This window comes from Janthinobacterium sp. SUN120, from assembly GCF_030397735.1.
Taxonomy (GTDB): Bacteria; Pseudomonadota; Gammaproteobacteria; order Burkholderiales; family Burkholderiaceae_D; genus Janthinobacterium; species Janthinobacterium kumbetense.
This window is the reverse complement of record NZ_JAPUBW010000002.1, coordinates 1,081,387-1,098,356: the sequence shown is the minus strand read 5'-3', so window position 1 is coordinate 1,098,356 and position 16,970 is coordinate 1,081,387. Positions and strand designations below refer to the sequence as shown.

At 60.9% G+C, this 16,970-nt stretch carries 14 protein-coding genes and 1 tRNA gene; 8 read left to right on the top strand and 7 right to left on the bottom strand.

The genetic code is table 11. The features are described from left to right. Nucleotides 1–16: 16 nt before the first annotated feature. Both purD and O0879_RS14615 read right to left on the bottom strand, forming a co-directional pair. Nucleotides 17–1,285, bottom strand: a complete 1,269-nt coding sequence (gene purD, locus O0879_RS14620; RefSeq protein WP_289917055.1) for a phosphoribosylamine--glycine ligase — start codon at nucleotides 1,283–1,285, stop codon at nucleotides 17–19. A 164-nt stretch (nucleotides 1,286–1,449) separates the two neighbouring features. Further along, nucleotides 1,450–2,175, bottom strand: a complete 726-nt coding sequence (locus O0879_RS14615) for a YebC/PmpR family DNA-binding transcriptional regulator (protein ID WP_077408206.1) — start codon at nucleotides 2,173–2,175, stop codon at nucleotides 1,450–1,452. Nucleotides 2,176–2,318: 143 nt separating this feature from the next. Between O0879_RS14615 and O0879_RS14610 the strand changes: the two genes are divergently transcribed. The 4 genes from O0879_RS14610 to O0879_RS14595 all read left to right on the top strand — a co-directional run bounded on the left by O0879_RS14610 (nucleotide 2,319) and on the right by O0879_RS14595 (nucleotide 7,247). Continuing rightward, entirely contained in the window at nucleotides 2,319–4,802 is a 2,484-nt protein-coding gene (locus tag O0879_RS14610; protein ID WP_289917053.1) for an alkaline phosphatase D family protein, read from the top strand. A gap of 83 nt (nucleotides 4,803–4,885) precedes the next feature. Beyond that, complete coding sequence (locus O0879_RS14605; protein ID WP_289917050.1) at nucleotides 4,886–5,806, top strand: DMT family transporter; 921 nt, start codon at nucleotides 4,886–4,888, stop codon at nucleotides 5,804–5,806. Between the two features lie 29 nt (nucleotides 5,807–5,835). After that, on the top strand, nucleotides 5,836–6,225 hold the full coding sequence (locus tag O0879_RS14600; protein ID WP_034786684.1) for a methylglyoxal synthase: 390 nt from the start codon (nucleotides 5,836–5,838) through the stop codon (nucleotides 6,223–6,225). 92 nt (nucleotides 6,226–6,317) lie between these two features. After that, complete coding sequence (locus O0879_RS14595; RefSeq protein ID WP_289917879.1) at nucleotides 6,318–7,247, top strand: quinone oxidoreductase; 930 nt, start codon at nucleotides 6,318–6,320, stop codon at nucleotides 7,245–7,247. A 169-nt stretch (nucleotides 7,248–7,416) separates the two neighbouring features. Here the strand turns inward: O0879_RS14595 and O0879_RS14590 are convergent, their stop codons facing one another. Then, complete coding sequence (locus O0879_RS14590; RefSeq protein WP_289903733.1) at nucleotides 7,417–8,046, bottom strand: DUF4136 domain-containing protein; 630 nt, start codon at nucleotides 8,044–8,046, stop codon at nucleotides 7,417–7,419. A gap of 198 nt (nucleotides 8,047–8,244) precedes the next feature. Between O0879_RS14590 and pepN the strand changes: the two genes are divergently transcribed. From pepN to O0879_RS14570, 4 genes are all read left to right on the top strand, one after another. Beyond that, a complete protein-coding gene (gene pepN, locus O0879_RS14585) occupies nucleotides 8,245–10,899 on the top strand; it encodes an aminopeptidase N (RefSeq protein ID WP_289917049.1) in 2,655 nt (884 codons plus the stop codon). 45 nt (nucleotides 10,900–10,944) lie between these two features. Further along, nucleotides 10,945–11,946, top strand: a complete 1,002-nt coding sequence (locus O0879_RS14580) for a class 1 fructose-bisphosphatase (protein ID WP_077408194.1) — start codon at nucleotides 10,945–10,947, stop codon at nucleotides 11,944–11,946. 117 nt (nucleotides 11,947–12,063) lie between these two features. After that, nucleotides 12,064–12,139: transfer RNA gene (locus O0879_RS14575), tRNA-Thr, on the top strand. Nucleotides 12,140–12,293: 154 nt separating this feature from the next. Then, complete coding sequence (locus O0879_RS14570) at nucleotides 12,294–13,262, top strand: site-specific integrase (protein ID WP_289917048.1); 969 nt, start codon at nucleotides 12,294–12,296, stop codon at nucleotides 13,260–13,262. A 285-nt stretch (nucleotides 13,263–13,547) separates the two neighbouring features. On the opposite strand, the gene O0879_RS14565 is transcribed toward O0879_RS14570, so the two are convergent. From O0879_RS14565 to O0879_RS14550, 4 genes are read right to left on the bottom strand one after another with little or no spacing between them, the layout of a single operon-like run. Beyond that, nucleotides 13,548–13,748, bottom strand: coding sequence for a hypothetical protein (locus tag O0879_RS14565; protein ID WP_289917046.1), 201 nt, complete (start codon nucleotides 13,746–13,748; stop codon nucleotides 13,548–13,550). Next, a complete protein-coding gene (locus tag O0879_RS14560; protein ID WP_289917044.1) occupies nucleotides 13,745–13,993 on the bottom strand; it encodes a hypothetical protein in 249 nt (82 codons plus the stop codon). The genes O0879_RS14565 and O0879_RS14560 overlap by 4 nt, the downstream gene beginning before the upstream one ends. Continuing rightward, nucleotides 13,990–14,775: a hypothetical protein gene (locus O0879_RS14555; RefSeq protein ID WP_289917042.1), complete on the bottom strand. Its 786-nt coding sequence runs from the start codon at nucleotides 14,773–14,775 to the stop codon at nucleotides 13,990–13,992. Before O0879_RS14555 ends, O0879_RS14560 begins: the two co-directional genes overlap by 4 nt. Next, on the bottom strand, nucleotides 14,772–16,937 hold the full coding sequence (locus O0879_RS14550; protein ID WP_289917041.1) for a ParB/RepB/Spo0J family partition protein: 2,166 nt from the start codon (nucleotides 16,935–16,937) through the stop codon (nucleotides 14,772–14,774). Before O0879_RS14550 ends, O0879_RS14555 begins: the two co-directional genes overlap by 4 nt. Nucleotides 16,938–16,970: the final 33 nt, after the last annotated feature.

The following is a 16,970-nucleotide window of genomic DNA, read 5'->3' as shown; positions in this document are numbered from 1 at the left end:
GCCGCCTGTGGCGTGCTTAGTGCTTCAGGCCGCGCCAGCCGATGTCGCGGCGGTACTGCGCGCCGTCGAAATGGATTTTTTCCACGGTTTCATATGCCTGTTTCTGCGCCATCTTGATGCTGTCGCCCAGGCCCACCACGCACAGCACGCGGCCGCCGTTGGTCACCAGGCGTTCGCCCTCGATGCGGGTGCCGGCATGGAAGGTGACGGAATCATGCGTTTCGGCCGGGATGTCGCCGATGGACGTGCCCTTGACGGGATCGTCCGGGTAGCCGGCGGCGGCCATCACCACGCCAACGGCCGTGCGGCGGTCCCATTCCAGTTCCACGGCGTCGAGCGTGCCGTTGACGGCGTGTTCCATGACGGTCACCAGGTCGGTCTTCAGGCGCGCCATGATGGGCTGCGTTTCCGGGTCGCCCATGCGGCAGTTGAACTCCAAGGTCTTCGGCGTGCCCTTGTCGTCGATCATCAGGCCCGCATACAGGAAGCCCGTGAACGTGATGCCGTCCTTGGCCATGCCCTGGATGGTCGGCACGATGATTTCGCGCATGACGCGCGCATGCATGGCCGGCGTGACGATGGGTGCCGGCGAATACGCGCCCATGCCACCCGTGTTCGGGCCCTGGTCATGGTCTTTCAGGCGTTTGTGGTCCTGGCTGGTGGCCAGCGGCAGGATGTTCTTGCCGTCGCACATGACGATGAAGCTCGCTTCTTCGCCGGCGAGGAATTCCTCGATGACGATGCGCGCGCCGGCGTCGCCGAACTGGTTATCGGACAGCATCATGTCGACCGCCTGATGCGCTTCTTCCAGGGTCATGGCAACGACGACGCCCTTGCCGGCGGCCAGGCCGTCGGCCTTGATGACGATCGGCGCGCCGATGGCGTCGACATAGGCGTGCGCGGGAGCGACGTCGGAGAAGGTCTGGTAAGCGGCTGTCGGGATGCCGTGGCGCTGCATGAAGGCCTTGGCGAAGTCCTTCGACGATTCCAGCTGTGCCGCTTCTTTCGTCGGGCCGAAGATTTTCAGGCCGCGCGAGCGGAACAGGTTGACGATGCCCGCTGCCAGCGGCACTTCCGGGCCGACGACCGTCAGGCCGATGTGTTCCTGTTGAACGAAGTCGGCCAGCAATTGCGGGTCGCTGATGTCGAGATTGACCAGGCGCGCATCGCGCGCGGTGCCGCCGTTGCCCGGCGCAACATACACCATCTGTATGCGTTCGGACTGGGCCAGTTTCCAGGCCAGGGCGTGTTCGCGGCCGCCAGAGCCGACTACCAGAATTTTCATAGGAACCGTTCGTTCAGTGTGGGTTGCAGGGCGGCAGTGCCGCCCTTGTTTAACATATTGCCTGGCACGCGGTAAAAATGTTCAGGGCAAGGCGCATGGCCGAAGACAGTACGGCTAGTACGGCGAGGCCATGCAACGCCGCCATGGACTTTTTTACCCCGTGCCTAGTTTTCGATCAGGGCGTTCGTAAATACTTCCTGCACGTCGTCCAGCAGCTCCAGCGCATCGATCAGCTTTTGCATCTTGATGGCGTCGTCGCCCGTGTAGACGGTTTCCGTCGCCGGTTTCATGATGACTTCGGCCACTTCGGCCTTGAAGCCGGCCGCTTCCAGCGCTTCCTTGACGGCGGCGAAATCATGCACGGGAGTGACCACTTCGAAGCCGCCCTCTTCATCGGCGATGACGTCGTCGGCGCCCGCTTCCAGGGCCGCTTCCATCAGCTTGTCTTCATCGGTGCCTGGCGCGAACAGCAGCTGGCCGCAGTGCTGGAACATGAAGGCGACCGAGCCTTCGTTGCCCATGTTGCCGCCATTCTTGTTGAAGGCGTTGCGTACCTCGGCCACCGTGCGCACCTTGTTGTCGGTCATGCATTCGACGATGACGGCCGCGCCGCCCACGCCGTAGCCTTCGTAGCGCACTTCTTCATAGTTGGCGCCATCGACGCCGCCGCTGCCGCGGTTGATCGCGCGCTGGACGTTGTCTTTTGGCATGTTCGCATCGGCGGCCTTGTCGACGGCCAGGCGCAGGCGCGGATTGGTGATGGCGTCGGCGCCGCCCATGCGGGCCGCGACCGTGATTTCCTTGATCAGGCGCGTCCAGATTTTGCCGCGCTTGGCATCGGTGGCAGCCTTTTTATGCTTGATATTGGCCCATTTGCTATGTCCTGCCATGTCGAATCTTCCTTAGACGGGTGTTCAATTGTGGCCGACATTTTAGCATATCGGCCCCCTGCGAAGCGGCGCGGCCCCGTCATCAGGATGACACAATCTGTTGCTAAAGTGACGCGCTTTTACCATATCGAGGGCGCGACATCATGGCAAGTCAAATGGACAGGCGGCAATTTCTGAAATTGGGCGGCTTTATTACCGTCTCCGTGGCCACTGTCGGCCTCGCCGCCTGCGGCAGCACCGATTACAGCGATCCTGGCGTGCCGCTGGCCTCGGGCAGCGACTGGAAATTCCCGCAAAGCGTGGCTTCGGGCGACCCGCGCGCCGACAGCGCCATGTTGTGGACGCGCGTCGTGCCAGCCAGTTTCGACGCCGTCGCGCCCGCCGTGGCCGGCAAGGAAGAGGTTGCCGTGCGCCTGATCGTCAGCGCCAGCGACAATACGGCCGCCCTGGGCGGCAACACGGCCCTGGCCGGCACACCCATCGTCGATGCGAAATTGCCGCTGAAAGCCGATTTCGACAATACCCTGCGCCACAAGGTGACGGGCTTGCAGCCGGGCCAGGTGTACTTTTACCAATTCATCGCCGGCGACGTGCGCTCGAACGTGGGCCGCTTCAAGACGGCGCCCGCCGCAACCAGCGACGTTGCCCAGCTGCAATTTGCTTACCTGACGTGCCAGGACTGGAGCATCAACCACTGGGGGGCGCTGTCGCACATCGCCGCCAACGAATCGCTCGATTTTATCGTCCACCTGGGTGATTACATCTATGAAACGGTGGGCGAGGCCTTCCAGAGCGGCGCCGTGGAAAGCCGCCACGACCAGCTGAAATTGCCTGACGGCACGTATAAAAGCGGCACGTCCGGCGCCAAATACGCGACTACCGTGGCCGATTACCGCTATCTGTACAAGAAATACCGCACCGATGCGCGCCTGCAAGCCGTGCACGAGCGTTTTGCCTTCATCGCCATCTGGGATGACCACGAATTCACGGACGACGCCTGGCAGGATGCGTCCACCTATGAAGGCATCGTGGCGGCCGACGGCAGCGACTTGCACCAGCCGGCCCGCCGCCGCAGCGCCAACCAGGCGTGGTTCGAATACATGCCGGCCGACGTTACGTTCGACGCGGCCGCGACGACCTTCCAGAATATCCAGATTTACCGCGATTTCCAGTTCGGCAAATTGATGCAGCTGGTGATGACGGACGAGCGCCTGTACCGCGCCGACCATGCGATCGCCGAGTCGACCATCAATCCCGCCACGGGCAAGCCGCTGGGCAGTATCGGCAGCCGCTACCTGGTGCCGCAAGCGCTGTTCGACAGCGTGGAAGGGCAGAAAATGGCGGCCGCCACTAAGGCCGGCGCCGATCCGCTGGCGGCAGTGGGCATGCTGGGCAGCACGCAGCGCGACTGGTGGAAGGGCAAGATGAAGGCTGCCACGTCGACCTGGAAGCTGTGGGGCAATGAAGTGTCGTTGCTGCGCATGGGCTTGAATGGCACGGATGCGATTGCCACCTTGCTGGCCCTGGGCGCCATGGCCAACGTGGGCAAAGCCATCGCCAGCACCCTGCCATTGGTGGGCGGCAGCGTGCCGCTGGCGTCCGCCATCGTGGCGGCCTCGACGGCAGGCGCATCGTCAAGCGTGGCGCAGGCCGCCGCCATGGCGATTGCCGGCGCCGCAGCGAACGCCGGCGCGCAGGGCGCCGCTGCCGTGGGCGCCGGTTTGAGCGCGGCCCAGGCCGGCATCACGGTGGCTGCCTACAACAGCGGCTCGCCGGCCGCCGCCGCGCAAGTGATCGCCTTCGGCTGGATCAAGCCCGACGTGCAGGCCAAGGGCGCCGCATCGAGCTTTGTCGCCGCTTCCGGCCAGCAAGCGGCGCTGACGCCATTCTTCACGCGCTTCCTGCTCAATTGTGACCAGTGGGATGGCTACAACAGCGAGCGCAAGAACCTGATGGCGCACCTGAAAACCAATGCCATCGGCAACGTGGTGGCCATCACGGGCGATATCCACTCGTTTTTTGCGGGCACGGTCAGCGACGATTTCGACGCGGCCGGCGGCGGCACGCCCGTCATGGTGGACCTGGTGTCGGCTGGCGTCAGCTCCGATTCCTTCTTCAGCTACCTGAAGTCGGCCGCCGGCAGCATGGGCGATATCGGTACCCTCGTCAGCTATCCGCTGGCCATTCCCGTCACGGGCCTGGGCACGGTCAATCTCGACATCAACCTGCTCGATTACACCATGGGCAAGGCGGCGCCCACCGTCGACAGCCTGCTGGAACAGTTGCGCGTGCAGCTGCGCGGCGCCCTGGCTGCCAAGGGTGTGCCGGAAGCGCAACTGGACGCGACTGTCGCTGCCGTGCAGGCTGGCTTGAAGGCGAGCACTGACTTCAGTGCAACCCTGCTGGGCCTGGCGCAGCAATTATCCGGCCTGGGCAACAACCCGTGGATCAAGCATTTGAACACGGATGCGCAGGGCTACACGGTGGTGACCTTGACGCCGGGCAAGCTGGTGGCGCAGTTCAAGCAGGTGAATAAACTGGTCGGCACGGCGGCGCCGTCGAACGTGATTGCGCGCGTGACGACGGCGACGGTGACGGCGGGTGCGGCGGCGGTGGTGGTCTCTTAATCCGCCGCCGGTTTTATTCGGGGCCAGACGGGGACGCCGAGTCCCGCCGGGTCTGGCCCCGGCTTTTGCCTTACAATCTGGGCATGAGCTCCAGTTCCCCGCAAGCATCCCCTTCATCGATTCCCCGTTCCGTCTACCTCGGTGGCCTGGCCATCGCCGTGGGCGGGGCGGTACTGTTTTCCACCAAGGCCATCGTCGCCAAGCTGCTGTACCGCTACCAGATCGACGCCGTCACCCTGATCGCCTTCAGGATGATCTTTTCGCTGCCCGTGTTCGCCGTCATCGCCTGCTGGAAGATGCGCACGGAGCCGCCGCTGTCAAACAGCGACCGTTGGCGCCTCGTCGGGCTGGGCCTCGTCGGCTACTACCTGTCCAGCTATCTGGATTTCCTGGGCCTGCAATACATTTCCGTGGGCCTGGAGCGCCTGATCCTGTTCCTTACGCCTACTTTCGTGCTCCTGATTACCACTGTGTACTTCAAGCAGCGCATCAGCCGCCTGCAATGGCTGGCCCTGTTCACCTCCTACTGCGGTATCGTGCTGGTGTTCGTGCATGACTTGCAGGGCGGCGCCAGCAATGTGGCGCTGGGCTCGACCCTGGTGCTGGGCTCGGCCTGTGCGTATGCCGTGTACCTGCTCGGTTCGGGAGAGCTGGTGAAACGCATCGGCTCGATGCGGCTCGTCAGCTATGCCATGTGCGTGGCCAGCTTTGCCTGCATCGCCCAATTCTTCATCCTGCGCCCCGTCGAGCTGCTGATCCAGCCCATGCCCGTGTACGGCTTGTCTTTGCTCAATGGCATCTTCTGCACGGTGATGCCCGTCTTCATGACGATGATCGCCGTCGAGCGCATCGGCGCACCCGTCGCTTCGCAGGCCGGCATGATAGGCCCCGTGTCGACCCTGTTCCTGGGCGCCATGATCCTCGATGAACCGATCACCAACTGGCAACTGGCTGGCACCAGCCTGGTATTGGCCGGCATTTACTTGCTGTCGAAAAAGAAATAATTCCTCCACCCACTGAAAATGTCCCCACCATGAAAACACGCATCGCCCTGATTGCCCACGACAAGAAAAAAGATGACATGATTACCCTGGCGGGCGAATACCTGGACTTTTTGAAGGGTTGCGAACTGTCGGCCACGGGCACCACGGGCGGCCGCCTGATCAATGAGCTGGGCCTGGCGGTCGAGCGCAAGCATTCCGGCCCGTTCGGCGGCGACTTGCAGATCGGCTCGCTGCTGGTGGAAGGCTTGATCGATTGCGTGATCTTCCTGCGCGACCCGATGACGCCGCAGCCGCATGAGCCGGACATCAATGCCCTGGTGCGCGCCTGCGACGTGCACAACGTGGCGTGCGCGACCAATCTGTCGTCGGCGCACCTGGTGCTGTCGCAATTGCAGGCGCGGGCCAGCGCTGCCGCCTGACGTTTTCCCGATTCTTCTTCAAGGAGCATATTGTGAGCGCAACGATTACCACCAAAGCCATCCGCGTACAGCGCGTGGGCGGCCCGGACGTGATGGAATATGTGGATGTGGAACTGCCGCCGCCGGGTCCCGGCGAGGCGCGCGTCAAGCACGAGGCCATCGGCCTCAATTTCATCGATGTGTATTTCCGCACGGGCTTGTATCCGCAGCCGCTGCCCAATGGCCTCGGTGTCGAGGGGGCGGGCATCGTCGAGGCGGTGGGCGAGGGCGTCACGGAAGTGAAGGTGGGCGACCGGGTGGCGTATGCGGCGCGCATCAATGGCGCGTATGCGCAGCAGCGCAACCTGCCGGCGGCCCTGCTGCTGGTGTTGCCCGAGCGCATAGGCTTCGATACGGCCGCCGCCATGATGCTGCAAGGCTTGACGGTGCAATACCTGTTTCATCGCACGGTGGCCCTGAAGGCGGGCGATACCATCCTGTTCCACGCGGCCGCGGGCGGCGTGGGCCTGATCGCCTGCCAGTGGGCCAAGGTGCTGGGCGTGAATCTGATCGGCACGGCCGGTTCCGATGAAAAGGCGGCGCTGGCCAAGGCGCATGGCGCGGCCCATGTCATCAACTACAACACGGAAAACTTCGTCGAGCGCGTGCGCGAGATCACGGGCGGCAAGGGCGTCTCCGTCGTCTACGATTCCATCGGCAAGGATACGTTCACGGGTTCGCTCGACTGCCTGGCGCCGCTGGGCATGATGGTCAGCTTCGGCAACGCGTCCGGTCCCGTGCCGGCCTTCACTTTGAGCGAACTGGCGTCGCGCGGTTCGCTCTTCATCACGCGTCCTGCCCTGTTCAGCTATGCCTCGAACCGCGCGAACCTGGAAGAGATGGCGACCTCGCTGTTCGGCGTCGTCAGCAGCGGCGAAGTGCAGATCGAGATCAACCAGCGCTACAGCCTGGCCCATATCGCCCAGGCGCACACGGACCTGGAAGGGCGCAAGACGACCGGTTCGACCATCATCGTGCCATGAGCGGCGGCAATGATGGGACGCCAAAGTTCGGCCGCCTGCTGATCGTGCTGCTATTGGCCGTGGCCCTGATTGGCGCGCTGACCTTTGCCGCCGAAGCGTATTATTCGTAGACATAAAAAAACCGGCTTGCGCAGCGATGCGCCAGCCGGTTTTTTGTATTGCCACGTAATTATTCCACCTTGACTTCCACTTTACGGGGCACGCCGCTCTGGCCGGGGAAGTCGGCAAAGGCGCTGGCGACCATGGCGGGCATCACCTGCGACGTGGCGCGCTTGTTGCTGGTCGATTGCACGGTCACGTCATAGAGTTTCTTGCCGTTGCGGTCATTGATCGTCACGCGCAATTCGCGTTCGTATTTATGGCGCACGCTTTCTTCCACGTCCATCGGGCCATACCAGTAGGGGTTATAGCCAAAGCGACTGTAGCCTGGCCAGGCGCCGTAGCGGTAGCCGTAGCGGCCAGGCCAGTAGCCGGGGCCATACCAGAATGGATCGGACGCTTGCAGCACGCGTTCAGGGTAGTCGACGGTGGAAAACTGCATCGCCACGCGCAAATTGGCTGCCGCAGGGCCGGACGCTTCGCCGAAACCGTGTTTGGCCAGTTCCGCGCGCACCAGGTTCTGGTAGCTGCGGTACTCCAGCGTGTCGTCTTCGGCCGCCGGCGCTTCAAATGCATACGATTTGTCCTGCAATTGCGCAGGCCACTCATGGAATACGGTCACATCGCTGCGTATGGTGGTGGCGCATCCGGTGAGCAACACGGTCAATGCGGCCATCATGATGGTGAGATATCGTTTCATTGCATGACCTCCTGATTAGTAGACGCAATTCATCGCTTAGTATTATAAGAATAGTTCTATTTGTTTCTATTCATTATTACAGAATGTTACCTGACATGTCTGCGTGTAAGGGAATCCAACATTCCTGGCCTGAATCGCGACTATCGGGGGCTGGTGTTGGTAAAATAGGCTTTTGCCTCCGCTCCCACCCAAATCCCTATGCGCACAGACAGCCCTCAGACGATTTACCGCAAAGATTACACGCCGCCCAGCTTCCTGGTCGACAGCGTCGAACTTGGTTTCGATCTCGATCCCGCCCGCACAGTGGTGGCGAGCCGGATTCACATGCGCCATAACCCGGCCAGCACCAGCCGCAGCATCGAATTGCACGGCGAACACATCGAACTGGTGCTGGTGCGCCTGAATGGCAAGGTATTGAAGCCGTCGCAGTACAAGCTGACGGCCGGCATGCTGACCATCCCCAAGGCCCCGGAGGAGGTGACGCTCGATATCGAAACCGTGCTGGCGCCGCAGGACAATACCTCGCTGTCCGGCCTGTACGTATCGAACCATAATTTCTTCACGCAGTGCGAAGCGGAAGGCTTCCGCCGCATCACCTTCTTCCCTGACCGCCCGGATGTGATGGCCAAGTACACGGTCATGCTGCGCGCTGACAAGGACAAGTACCCGGTGCTGTTGTCGAACGGCAACCTGATCGAAGAGGGCGACCTCGGCGATGGCCGCCATTACGCCAAGTGGGAAGACCCGTTCAAGAAGCCGTCCTACCTGTTCGCCCTGGTGGCGGCGCGTCTGGTATGCCAGGAAGAGCGCTATACCCTGAAGTCGGGCCGAGAAGTGCTGCTGCAGGTATGGGTGGAAGACGGCAACCTCGACAAAACCGACTACGCCATGCAGTCGCTGAAAAACTCGATCCGCTGGGACGAGGAGCGTTTCGGCCTGGAACTTGACCTGGACCGTTTCATGATCGTCGCCGTGGGCGATTTCAACATGGGCGCCATGGAAAACAAGGGGCTGAACATCTTCAATACCAAGTATGTGCTGGCCAATTCGCGCGTGGCAACCGACGTCGATTACGCGGGCATCGAAGCGGTGGTGGGCCACGAATACTTCCATAACTGGACCGGCAACCGCGTGACGTGCCGCGACTGGTTCCAGCTGTCGCTGAAGGAAGGCTTGACGGTGTTCCGCGACCAGGAGTTCTCGGCCGACATGATCGGTACGGACACGGGCCGGGCCGTCACGCGCATCGACCAGGTGCGTACTCTGCGCCAGGCGCAGTTCCCCGAAGACGCGGGCCCGATGGCGCATCCCGTGCGTCCCGATTCCTTCGTCGAGATCAATAACTTTTATACGGTCACGATCTACGAAAAGGGTGCCGAAGTGGTGCGCATGTACCAGACCCTCGTGGGCCGCGACGGCTTCCGCAAGGGCATGGACCTGTATTTCGAGCGCCACGATGGCCAGGCCGTGCAGTGCGACGACTTCCGCGCCGCCATGGCGGACGCGAATGGCCGCGACTTCAGCCAGTTCGAGCGCTGGTACAGCCAGGCGGGTACACCTGTCGTGACGGCATCCACGCGCTACGATGCGGCCAGCCAGACGTTCGAGCTGACCCTGGCGCAAAACTGCCCCGCCACACCGGGCCAGCCGAAAAAACTGCCTTTCCACATTCCCGTCACCGTCGGCTTGCTGGCCGCCGATGGCCGCGACCTGCCGCTGCACGTCGATGGCGTCGTGTCGAACGGCGCTGCCAGCGTTGTGCTGGAACTGACGCAAGCGTCGCAGACTTTCCGCTTCACGAATGTGACGGAGTTGCCCGTGCCGTCGCTGCTGCGCGACTTTTCCGCGCCCGTGGTGCTGGAATACGATTACACCGACGCGGAATTGCTGCACCTGTTCCGCCACGACAGCGACCCGGTCAACCGCTGGGAAGCGGGCCAGCGCCTGGCTATGGAGCGCCTGCTGAAACTGACCGGCGCCGTCGCCGCCGGCGAGCCCCTGGCGCTGGACGACACCTTCATCGAAGCGCAACGCGCCTTGCTTGCCGACGAAACGCTCGATCCTGCCTTCCGCGAACTGGCCCTGATCCTGCCGTCGGAAACCATCATCGCCGAGCGCATGGCGCAAGTCGACCCGCAGGCGATCCACGCGGCGCGCCAGTTCATGCGCCGCACGATTGCGGCCGCCTTGAAACCTGAACTGCTGGCGCAATACCACGCCAACCAGACGCCGGGCGAGTACAGTCCCGACGCCCTGTCGGCGGGCAAGCGCGCGCTGAAAAACCTGGCCCTGTCCTATCTGCTGATCGCGCCGGACGCGCAAGAACTGGCCCTGGCGCAGCAGCAGTTCGACAGCGCCGGCAACATGACGGACCGCGCAGCAGCGCTGGGTGCCCTGATCCATTCGGGTTCGTCAGCGCATGCGCAGGCGGCGCTGGCCAGTTTCTATGCCGACTTCGAGAACGAAGCGCTGGTGGTCGACAAGTGGTTCGCCATGCAGGCGGCCGCGCCAACGACCGATGTGCAAGCCGTGCGCCAGCTGATGACGCATCCGGCCTTCACCTTGAAGAATCCGAACCGCGCGCGCAGCCTGATCTTCAATTTCACGAACGGCAATCCGTCGCAGTTCCATGCGGCTGACGGCAGCGGCTACGCCTTCTGGGCCGAGCAAGTCATCGCGCTCGACGCCCTGAACCCGCAAGTGGCAGCCCGCCTGGCGCGCTCCATGGACCGCTGGCGCCGTTACGTGCCCGCGCTGCAAAGCCACATGCGCGACGCGCTGGAAAAAGTTGCCGGCCAGGCCAGCTTGTCGAATGATGTGATGGAAGTCGTTTCCAAGGCATTGGCCAATTAACACCGTAAAAAATTTATCAAAAAGCTATTAAAGCAGAGGGATTTCATGAAACGCATCAGTCTTACGCAATACCTGGTTGAAGAGCAGCGCTCGAACAACAGCATTCCGGCCGAACTGCGCCTGCTGATCGAAGTCGTCGCGCGCGCCTGTAAAACCATCAGCCACGCCGTCAGCAAGGGCGCGCTGGGTGAGGTGCTGGGCACGGCCGACACGGAAAACGTGCAGGGCGAAGTGCAGAAAAAGCTCGACATCATCTCCAACGAGATTTTGCTGGAAGCGAATGAATGGGGTGGCCACCTGGCGGCCATGGCGTCGGAAGAGATGGAATCGATTCACCCGATCCCGAACCGCTATCCGAAGGGCGAATACATGCTGCTGTTCGACCCATTGGATGGCTCGTCGAACATCGACGTCAACGTCTCCATCGGCACCATTTTCTCGGTGCTGAAGGCACCGGAAGGCATGGGCGAGCCGACGGAGCAGGACTTCATGCAAGCCGGCAGCAAGCAAGTGGCGGCCGGCTACGCCGTGTATGGTCCGCAAACCATGCTGGTGCTGACCTTCGGCAATGGCGTGAACTGCTTCACCCTGGACCGCGAAATGGGTTCGTGGGTCCTCACGCAAAGCAATATGCAGATTCCGCCAACGACGAAGGAGTTTGCCATCAATATGTCGAACGCGCGCCACTGGCATCCGCCCGTGAAACGCTATGTCGATGAACTGCTGGCCGGCGACACAGGCCCGCGCGGCACCAATTTCAACATGCGCTGGATCGCCTCGATGGTGGCCGACGTGCACCGCATCCTGAACCGCGGCGGCATCTTCATGTACCCGGCCGACCTGCGCGACACGTCGATGCCCGGCAAGCTGCGCCTGATGTACGAAGCGAACCCGATGGCTTTCATCGTGGAGCAAGCCGGCGGCGCCGCCACCGATGGCCAGCAGCGCATCATGGACATCGCCCCGCACAAGCTGCACCAGCGCGTGCCCGTGTTCCTCGGCTCGAAAGACGAAGTGGCCCGCGTCACCGCCTACCACGCTGAGTAAAAAAGCCGCACTTTTCCACGATTTTCAGCGGCCTGCAGCCAGGCCGCTAAAAAAATGCAAAAAAGTTCGCGTTGACACTAGCAAATTTTGTGCATTGTTTGTAGAATGTGGGTCTTCGCCGTTGTAGCTCAGTTGGTAGAGCAGCACATTCGTAATGTGAAGGTCGCCAGTTCGATTCCGGCCAACGGCACCAAGTATTCGTAAGAGGTAGTACGGAAAAACCCAGATTAACCCGTTTTCATAGGGGGAGGCTGGGTTTTTTTACGTCCGCGTTTTCGGTGAAGTCCGGTATAAAACGGTGAAATCCTGCTACCATTTGCCAAAAATTGGCAAAGGATTTGGCAAAAATGGCTGCACCAACAAAAGACGGCAAAGTATGGCGCCACAGGGTGATGGTCGCCGGGACACGCTTCAGCGGGACATTTGACACGAAGGCGGCTGCCTTGGCCTGGGAGGCTGAACAGCGAATCAATGCTGGCGGCAAAAAAGCAGTGGTCAATACGAAGACCTGCGCTGATGCGTTTCGCAAGTACGAGCTTGAGGTATCTAAGTTGAAGCGAGGCCACCGATGGGAGGCATTTCGCCTGGCGTTCTTTGCCGAGATGCCGCTTGGCTCCGTCAAGATGTGCGATTTGGATGCTACCCATATTGCCGCTTGGCGCGATGAACGGCTGCTGACCGTCCAGGGCGGTTCGGTAACCCGAGAAATGAACCTGCTGTCGCACGTATTCTCCGTCGCTCGCAAGGAGTGGAAATGGATATCGGCCAGCCCTACGGCTGACGTCGCGCGGCCAAAAGCTAAGCCGCCCCGAGATCGCCTTATCAGCTCCGAAGAGATCAAAAAGATTTGCATCGCTCTTGGTTGGGATCACCAGGCGGCCGGCGTTGTCCCGAAGACCAAGCAGCAGCGCATCGCAATAGCTTTCCTGTTCGCCATTGAAACTGCGATGCGTGCTGGAGAAATATGTTCTTTGCAGGCGGAGGATGTGAATGGTCGCGTGGCTCGGCTGCGGATGACGAAAAATGGATTGCCTCGCGATGTGGCCTTGTCCCCGCGTGCGGTGGAATTGTGGGCTATGGTGCCTGATGGATTTGATTTGACGCCGGCGACGCTCGATGCGATGTTCCGCAGAGCGCGTGATACGACTGGCATAGAGGGTTTGACGTTCCATGACACGCGCCATGAAGCAATCACCAGGCTCGCCAGCAAACTTACAGTGCTGGACCTGGCCCGGATGGTAGGGCATCAGGATATTCGGCAGTTGCAAACCTACTACAATGCAACTGCCGACGATATTGCGGCAAAGTTAACCTAACGGAATGGCATGTCGAGGGCGGCATTAGCCGCTACGCCACATGGCTCTCGGTCCACTTGATTACTTCCCGCGCTTTGTACAGTGCCTGCGCGCGCCCTGGAGTTGGAAGCCGAATCGGGCGAGGAAACGACGGCAGGCATACGATATCGTCCCGCACCGTGTCTACGGATCGCTTTAGATATGCGGCGATGTTCTTCGTGTCCCATAAGTCAACCTCGACAGGTAGCGGTGGAGGTAGTGGCTTAGACAGTCGCTCAAGCAGCTTTACCAGCATTTCTTCGGTACTCATACATTTCCTTTCATGTTTTCTGCAAGTGATGCTGTTTTGATCTGTGCAGCAAATTTAATAAGCATGCTTCGATACTGCCCGATTGACTGACAGCTGGCTGCCAGGTGATCGCTGACAATTACGTCGACCAAACCGTTGAAGTTGGGCTCGGAATGGCGGAGCTGCGCGGCATTCGTGTTGGTTTTGGTCGCTGTCATGGGCACCACCATGACAGACCGGCCAGCGCGGCCGCTAGTACCACGAATGCCGCTGCGATGCTATGACGGTGGGGCATAGGTTCAGCGTAGCTCTGGCGTCGTTTCGAGGGCTTGCCGAGAGACGCACTAATTTCCGCCATGTGCGCCGCAATTGCCTTCTCCTCGCGCTGTTCGGCTTGGCCAGCAAAGTGCTTTTCAATGTTACGCAGCTTGCGTCCGAGTTCGGGGCTGAACATGGTCATCACGCGCCTGCCTTGCTGGTTGCGATAGCAGCGCAGGCAGTCAATAAGCGTCGAATACCTGGAACGTTGGTCGCCGACACTTGCGTTTCTGGGAAGCCGTACTTGCTCGGGTGGGTATCGATTCCGAGAGAATGTAATACGGATACGATCTCGTCATCCGTCAGTACTTTGGCATCGCCGTGCGTTGTTGTAATACGGGCTTCAAGTTCCGCCAGCTTATCCGCTGGAGTTTTGCCGGAAATGTAGCGGGCGGTCACCTCAATTTCACCACGCTCGGTATCGAACACTTCGCCGATGAAGTTTTCTGCGCCTGAGTCGATGAGCTGGCGAGCAAAGGCGGTACCTGCTCCCTGCGCTGATGGGGTGGAAGGAGCCGCTTCAAGCATTTCCGCATACCCGTCATGGTAGAGCGCGTCAATCATGGCTGTGGTTGGGTCAAGTGGAAGCAGCTTCCAGCCATCGGGAACGACCAAGTGAAGTGATGGGGCCAATGGATGGGAGGCCGCTTCCTCTGCCAGCGCGCCAATAATCTCGACCGGACTGTTCGTCCACTTGAATGTTGGCCGATATGCGGCGATCTCCTGCAGCAGCTGGTGCCCAATGTTGGCCATGACTGCCACCTGGAGCTCTTCAGTGGCCTTGAAATTGAGTGCGCCAGCATTGATCATCAGCCAGGTATCGCAGTAAGCGGTGGCTGGAGCACCTGGCCAGGACAGGCGTTCCTGGACTTCGACTGCGTCAATACGTTCCTGTGCGGGCGTGGCCGCGATGTTCTCGCTGTTCATGGTGCTTCCTTCGCGGTAGTTGGTGCTGCGGTTGTGGATGTTGGCCAGGGCCATGCTGCTGGTTTCGTAGGGCTTTTGGGTTTGCGTACACGCGGCGCCGGCTTCTTGGTTTCTGGCTCTGGCTGGTTGACCGCAGTTGCTGCAGGCGGCTCGATTGCGGCGACTTCGTCCTGCGGCACCAAGTTGATTTGATCTGCGAGGTCGTCGGCATCTTCTTCGTCGGATTGCTCCGGCACCACGTTGGCCGCGCCAGGTGTGCTTGTTTCGTCGGCGCGCAGCCAGACTTGACCAGGCGCGTAATACCAGCCGTGAGTATTTGCAGCCTGTTCAAGGGCTTTGATCATCAGCGGGCACTCGGCGAGGATGAATTTAGTGAGATCGTTCAGGCGGCCTGGTGAATTAGCGATAAAGTCGCCCAGTTGCTGTACCTGGACGTCCTTGAGTGGAATTTCGTCCATTTCCAGCTGCAGGCGCACGGCATCAGGATCGATGCCTTCATGCCTGGCCATGGCGTGAATTGTGGCCTCTTGAGCTTCACGTTCCTCTGCTTTGAACCATCCCATGCCGCCCAGGCAGTCACCCAGCAGCATGTCGACCAACAGCAGCTGCACATCGGGTAGGCCGGCCTGATCGATATAGGCGTGGATGTTCTCGGTGCTGGAGGTGTCAAACGTGTAAACGCCGGCGAGGGCCTGGTCTGGCAGATCGCGGTCAATCAGCACCAATTTGGTAAATTCGCGTAGCGAGGCCAGTGAGAATCCGCTCGCGCCTTCAGCGCGCAGACGTTTGTACAGTTCGATGCGGTAGCGTTCGTCCTGCTCGGCCTGTTTTTCGGCTGCGGCCTCTTCCGCGCGCGCCTTGGCTACTTCCTCCTGTTTGGCCGGTGTGTTCGCTGCAGCTTCCTTTCTCTCCGCTATGGCGCGCACATCGGCCATGCGTGCCGCATGAACTTCGACCGTTTCGCATGCACCAGCGTCTTCCAGCAGTTTTTGGATGAGTGCTTTGTCGTAGAAGGGCGTCAGGTCGCCATTGTCGTGCTTCACATACCACGCCGGTTCAGGTAGCAGGCCGCCTTCGAGGAACATGGTTGCGTTCCCGTAGTTTTGCGTGGCAGGTGCGTTGCGGTCAAACATCCATAAGGCAGCGTCGGCTTTGACGTACAGGGTGTATTTGTCGTTGGTATTTTTACGATATCGCGTTGCCCCTTCCTCGCCTTCATAGACAGGGATGCCGCCCTTGCCTGCCGCAGCAATCGCCAACGCATCATGTGCTAGGCGCTTCTCGGCGTAGCAACTAGGATCTGTGCAGACGTCTGCACTTTTGGTGTCGCTGAATACCTCCGGTTGATTGCCGGATTTTTTAGGGCATTTGGTACAGGCGCCGGCCAGCGGCAGCAGGGTTGCGTCGGTCAGTTTGAACAGTGCGCGCGTCAGGTCAACCATGTAGTTTTGCTGAACGTGCCGAAGTGCGGCGCGATAGGGCATAGGTTCGCCGGTGCCCTGGTAGATAGGGGCGCTGATCTCGCCAAGCGCTTTGATCTGCAGCGCCGGCACGGGAATGCGTGCGATTAGCAGCGCGGTCGACGGCGTGATCGCGTCATCGAGGAACTTCTCGCGTACCTCGGTCGTCAGTGCGCACAGTTTCAGGCGGCCGTAGATGTGGCTACGCGATTTTTTCAGTTTTTCCACCAGGCGATCAGCGGTGTAGCCGGCATTGAGCATCAACTCCTGGAATCCTTCGGCCTCCTCCATCGGGTGCGGGTCTTCGCGCTGCAGGTTCTCCAGCAGCTGGATCTCGCGCGCCTGCAGGTCCGTCAGCTTGCGGATCATGGTCGGACCGCGCTGCAGCTCGGCGATGTTTCCGGCGCGCCAGCGGCGCTCGCCGGCGACGATCTCGAAATGCTGAGGCGCGTCAGCGGTTGGTGTGACTGGGCGAATCAGGATGGGCTGGACAATTCCAACTTCCTTGATGTTGGCGGCCAGCTGCTCCAGCGCGGTCTGGTTGAACCGTTTGCGGTTGGTGTAGCTGGGGCGGATGTCGGCCCAGTCGGTGATTGCGAATACTTGGTCGTCGACCAGCTCGTCGACGACGATGCGTTTCTCGCTGCGGGGCGGGGCTTTCTTCATGCCTCCGATGGTGGGTATTACGAGGTCGCTACTCATGTGCGGCTCCTGGTTGTGGGCGGGGACGGCCCG

What these genes read in the sequence shown, in the direction of transcription:
- O0879_RS14610 (WP_289917053.1), top strand. Translation starts at nt 2,319, where the DNA reads ATGGCAAGTCAAATGGACAGGCGGCAATTTCTGAAATTGGGCGGCTTT.
- O0879_RS14555 (WP_289917042.1), bottom strand. Translation starts at nt 14,775, where the DNA reads ATGAACAGCGAGAACATCGCGGCCACGCCCGCACAGGAACGTATTGAC.
- O0879_RS14570 (WP_289917048.1), top strand. Translation starts at nt 12,294, where the DNA reads ATGGCTGCACCAACAAAAGACGGCAAAGTATGGCGCCACAGGGTGATG.
- O0879_RS14605 (WP_289917050.1), top strand. Translation starts at nt 4,886, where the DNA reads ATGAGCTCCAGTTCCCCGCAAGCATCCCCTTCATCGATTCCCCGTTCC.
- O0879_RS14600 (WP_034786684.1), top strand. Translation starts at nt 5,836, where the DNA reads ATGAAAACACGCATCGCCCTGATTGCCCACGACAAGAAAAAAGATGAC.
- O0879_RS14615 (WP_077408206.1), bottom strand. Translation starts at nt 2,175, where the DNA reads ATGGCAGGACATAGCAAATGGGCCAATATCAAGCATAAAAAGGCTGCC.
- O0879_RS14590 (WP_289903733.1), bottom strand. Translation starts at nt 8,046, where the DNA reads ATGAAACGATATCTCACCATCATGATGGCCGCATTGACCGTGTTGCTC.
- O0879_RS14565 (WP_289917046.1), bottom strand. Translation starts at nt 13,748, where the DNA reads ATGACAGCGACCAAAACCAACACGAATGCCGCGCAGCTCCGCCATTCC.
- O0879_RS14595 (WP_289917879.1), top strand. Translation starts at nt 6,318, where the DNA reads ATGGAATATGTGGATGTGGAACTGCCGCCGCCGGGTCCCGGCGAGGCG.
- purD (WP_289917055.1), bottom strand. Translation starts at nt 1,285, where the DNA reads ATGAAAATTCTGGTAGTCGGCTCTGGCGGCCGCGAACACGCCCTGGCC.
- pepN (WP_289917049.1), top strand. Translation starts at nt 8,245, where the DNA reads ATGCGCACAGACAGCCCTCAGACGATTTACCGCAAAGATTACACGCCG.
- O0879_RS14550 (WP_289917041.1), bottom strand. Translation starts at nt 16,937, where the DNA reads ATGAGTAGCGACCTCGTAATACCCACCATCGGAGGCATGAAGAAAGCC.
- O0879_RS14580 (WP_077408194.1), top strand. Translation starts at nt 10,945, where the DNA reads ATGAAACGCATCAGTCTTACGCAATACCTGGTTGAAGAGCAGCGCTCG.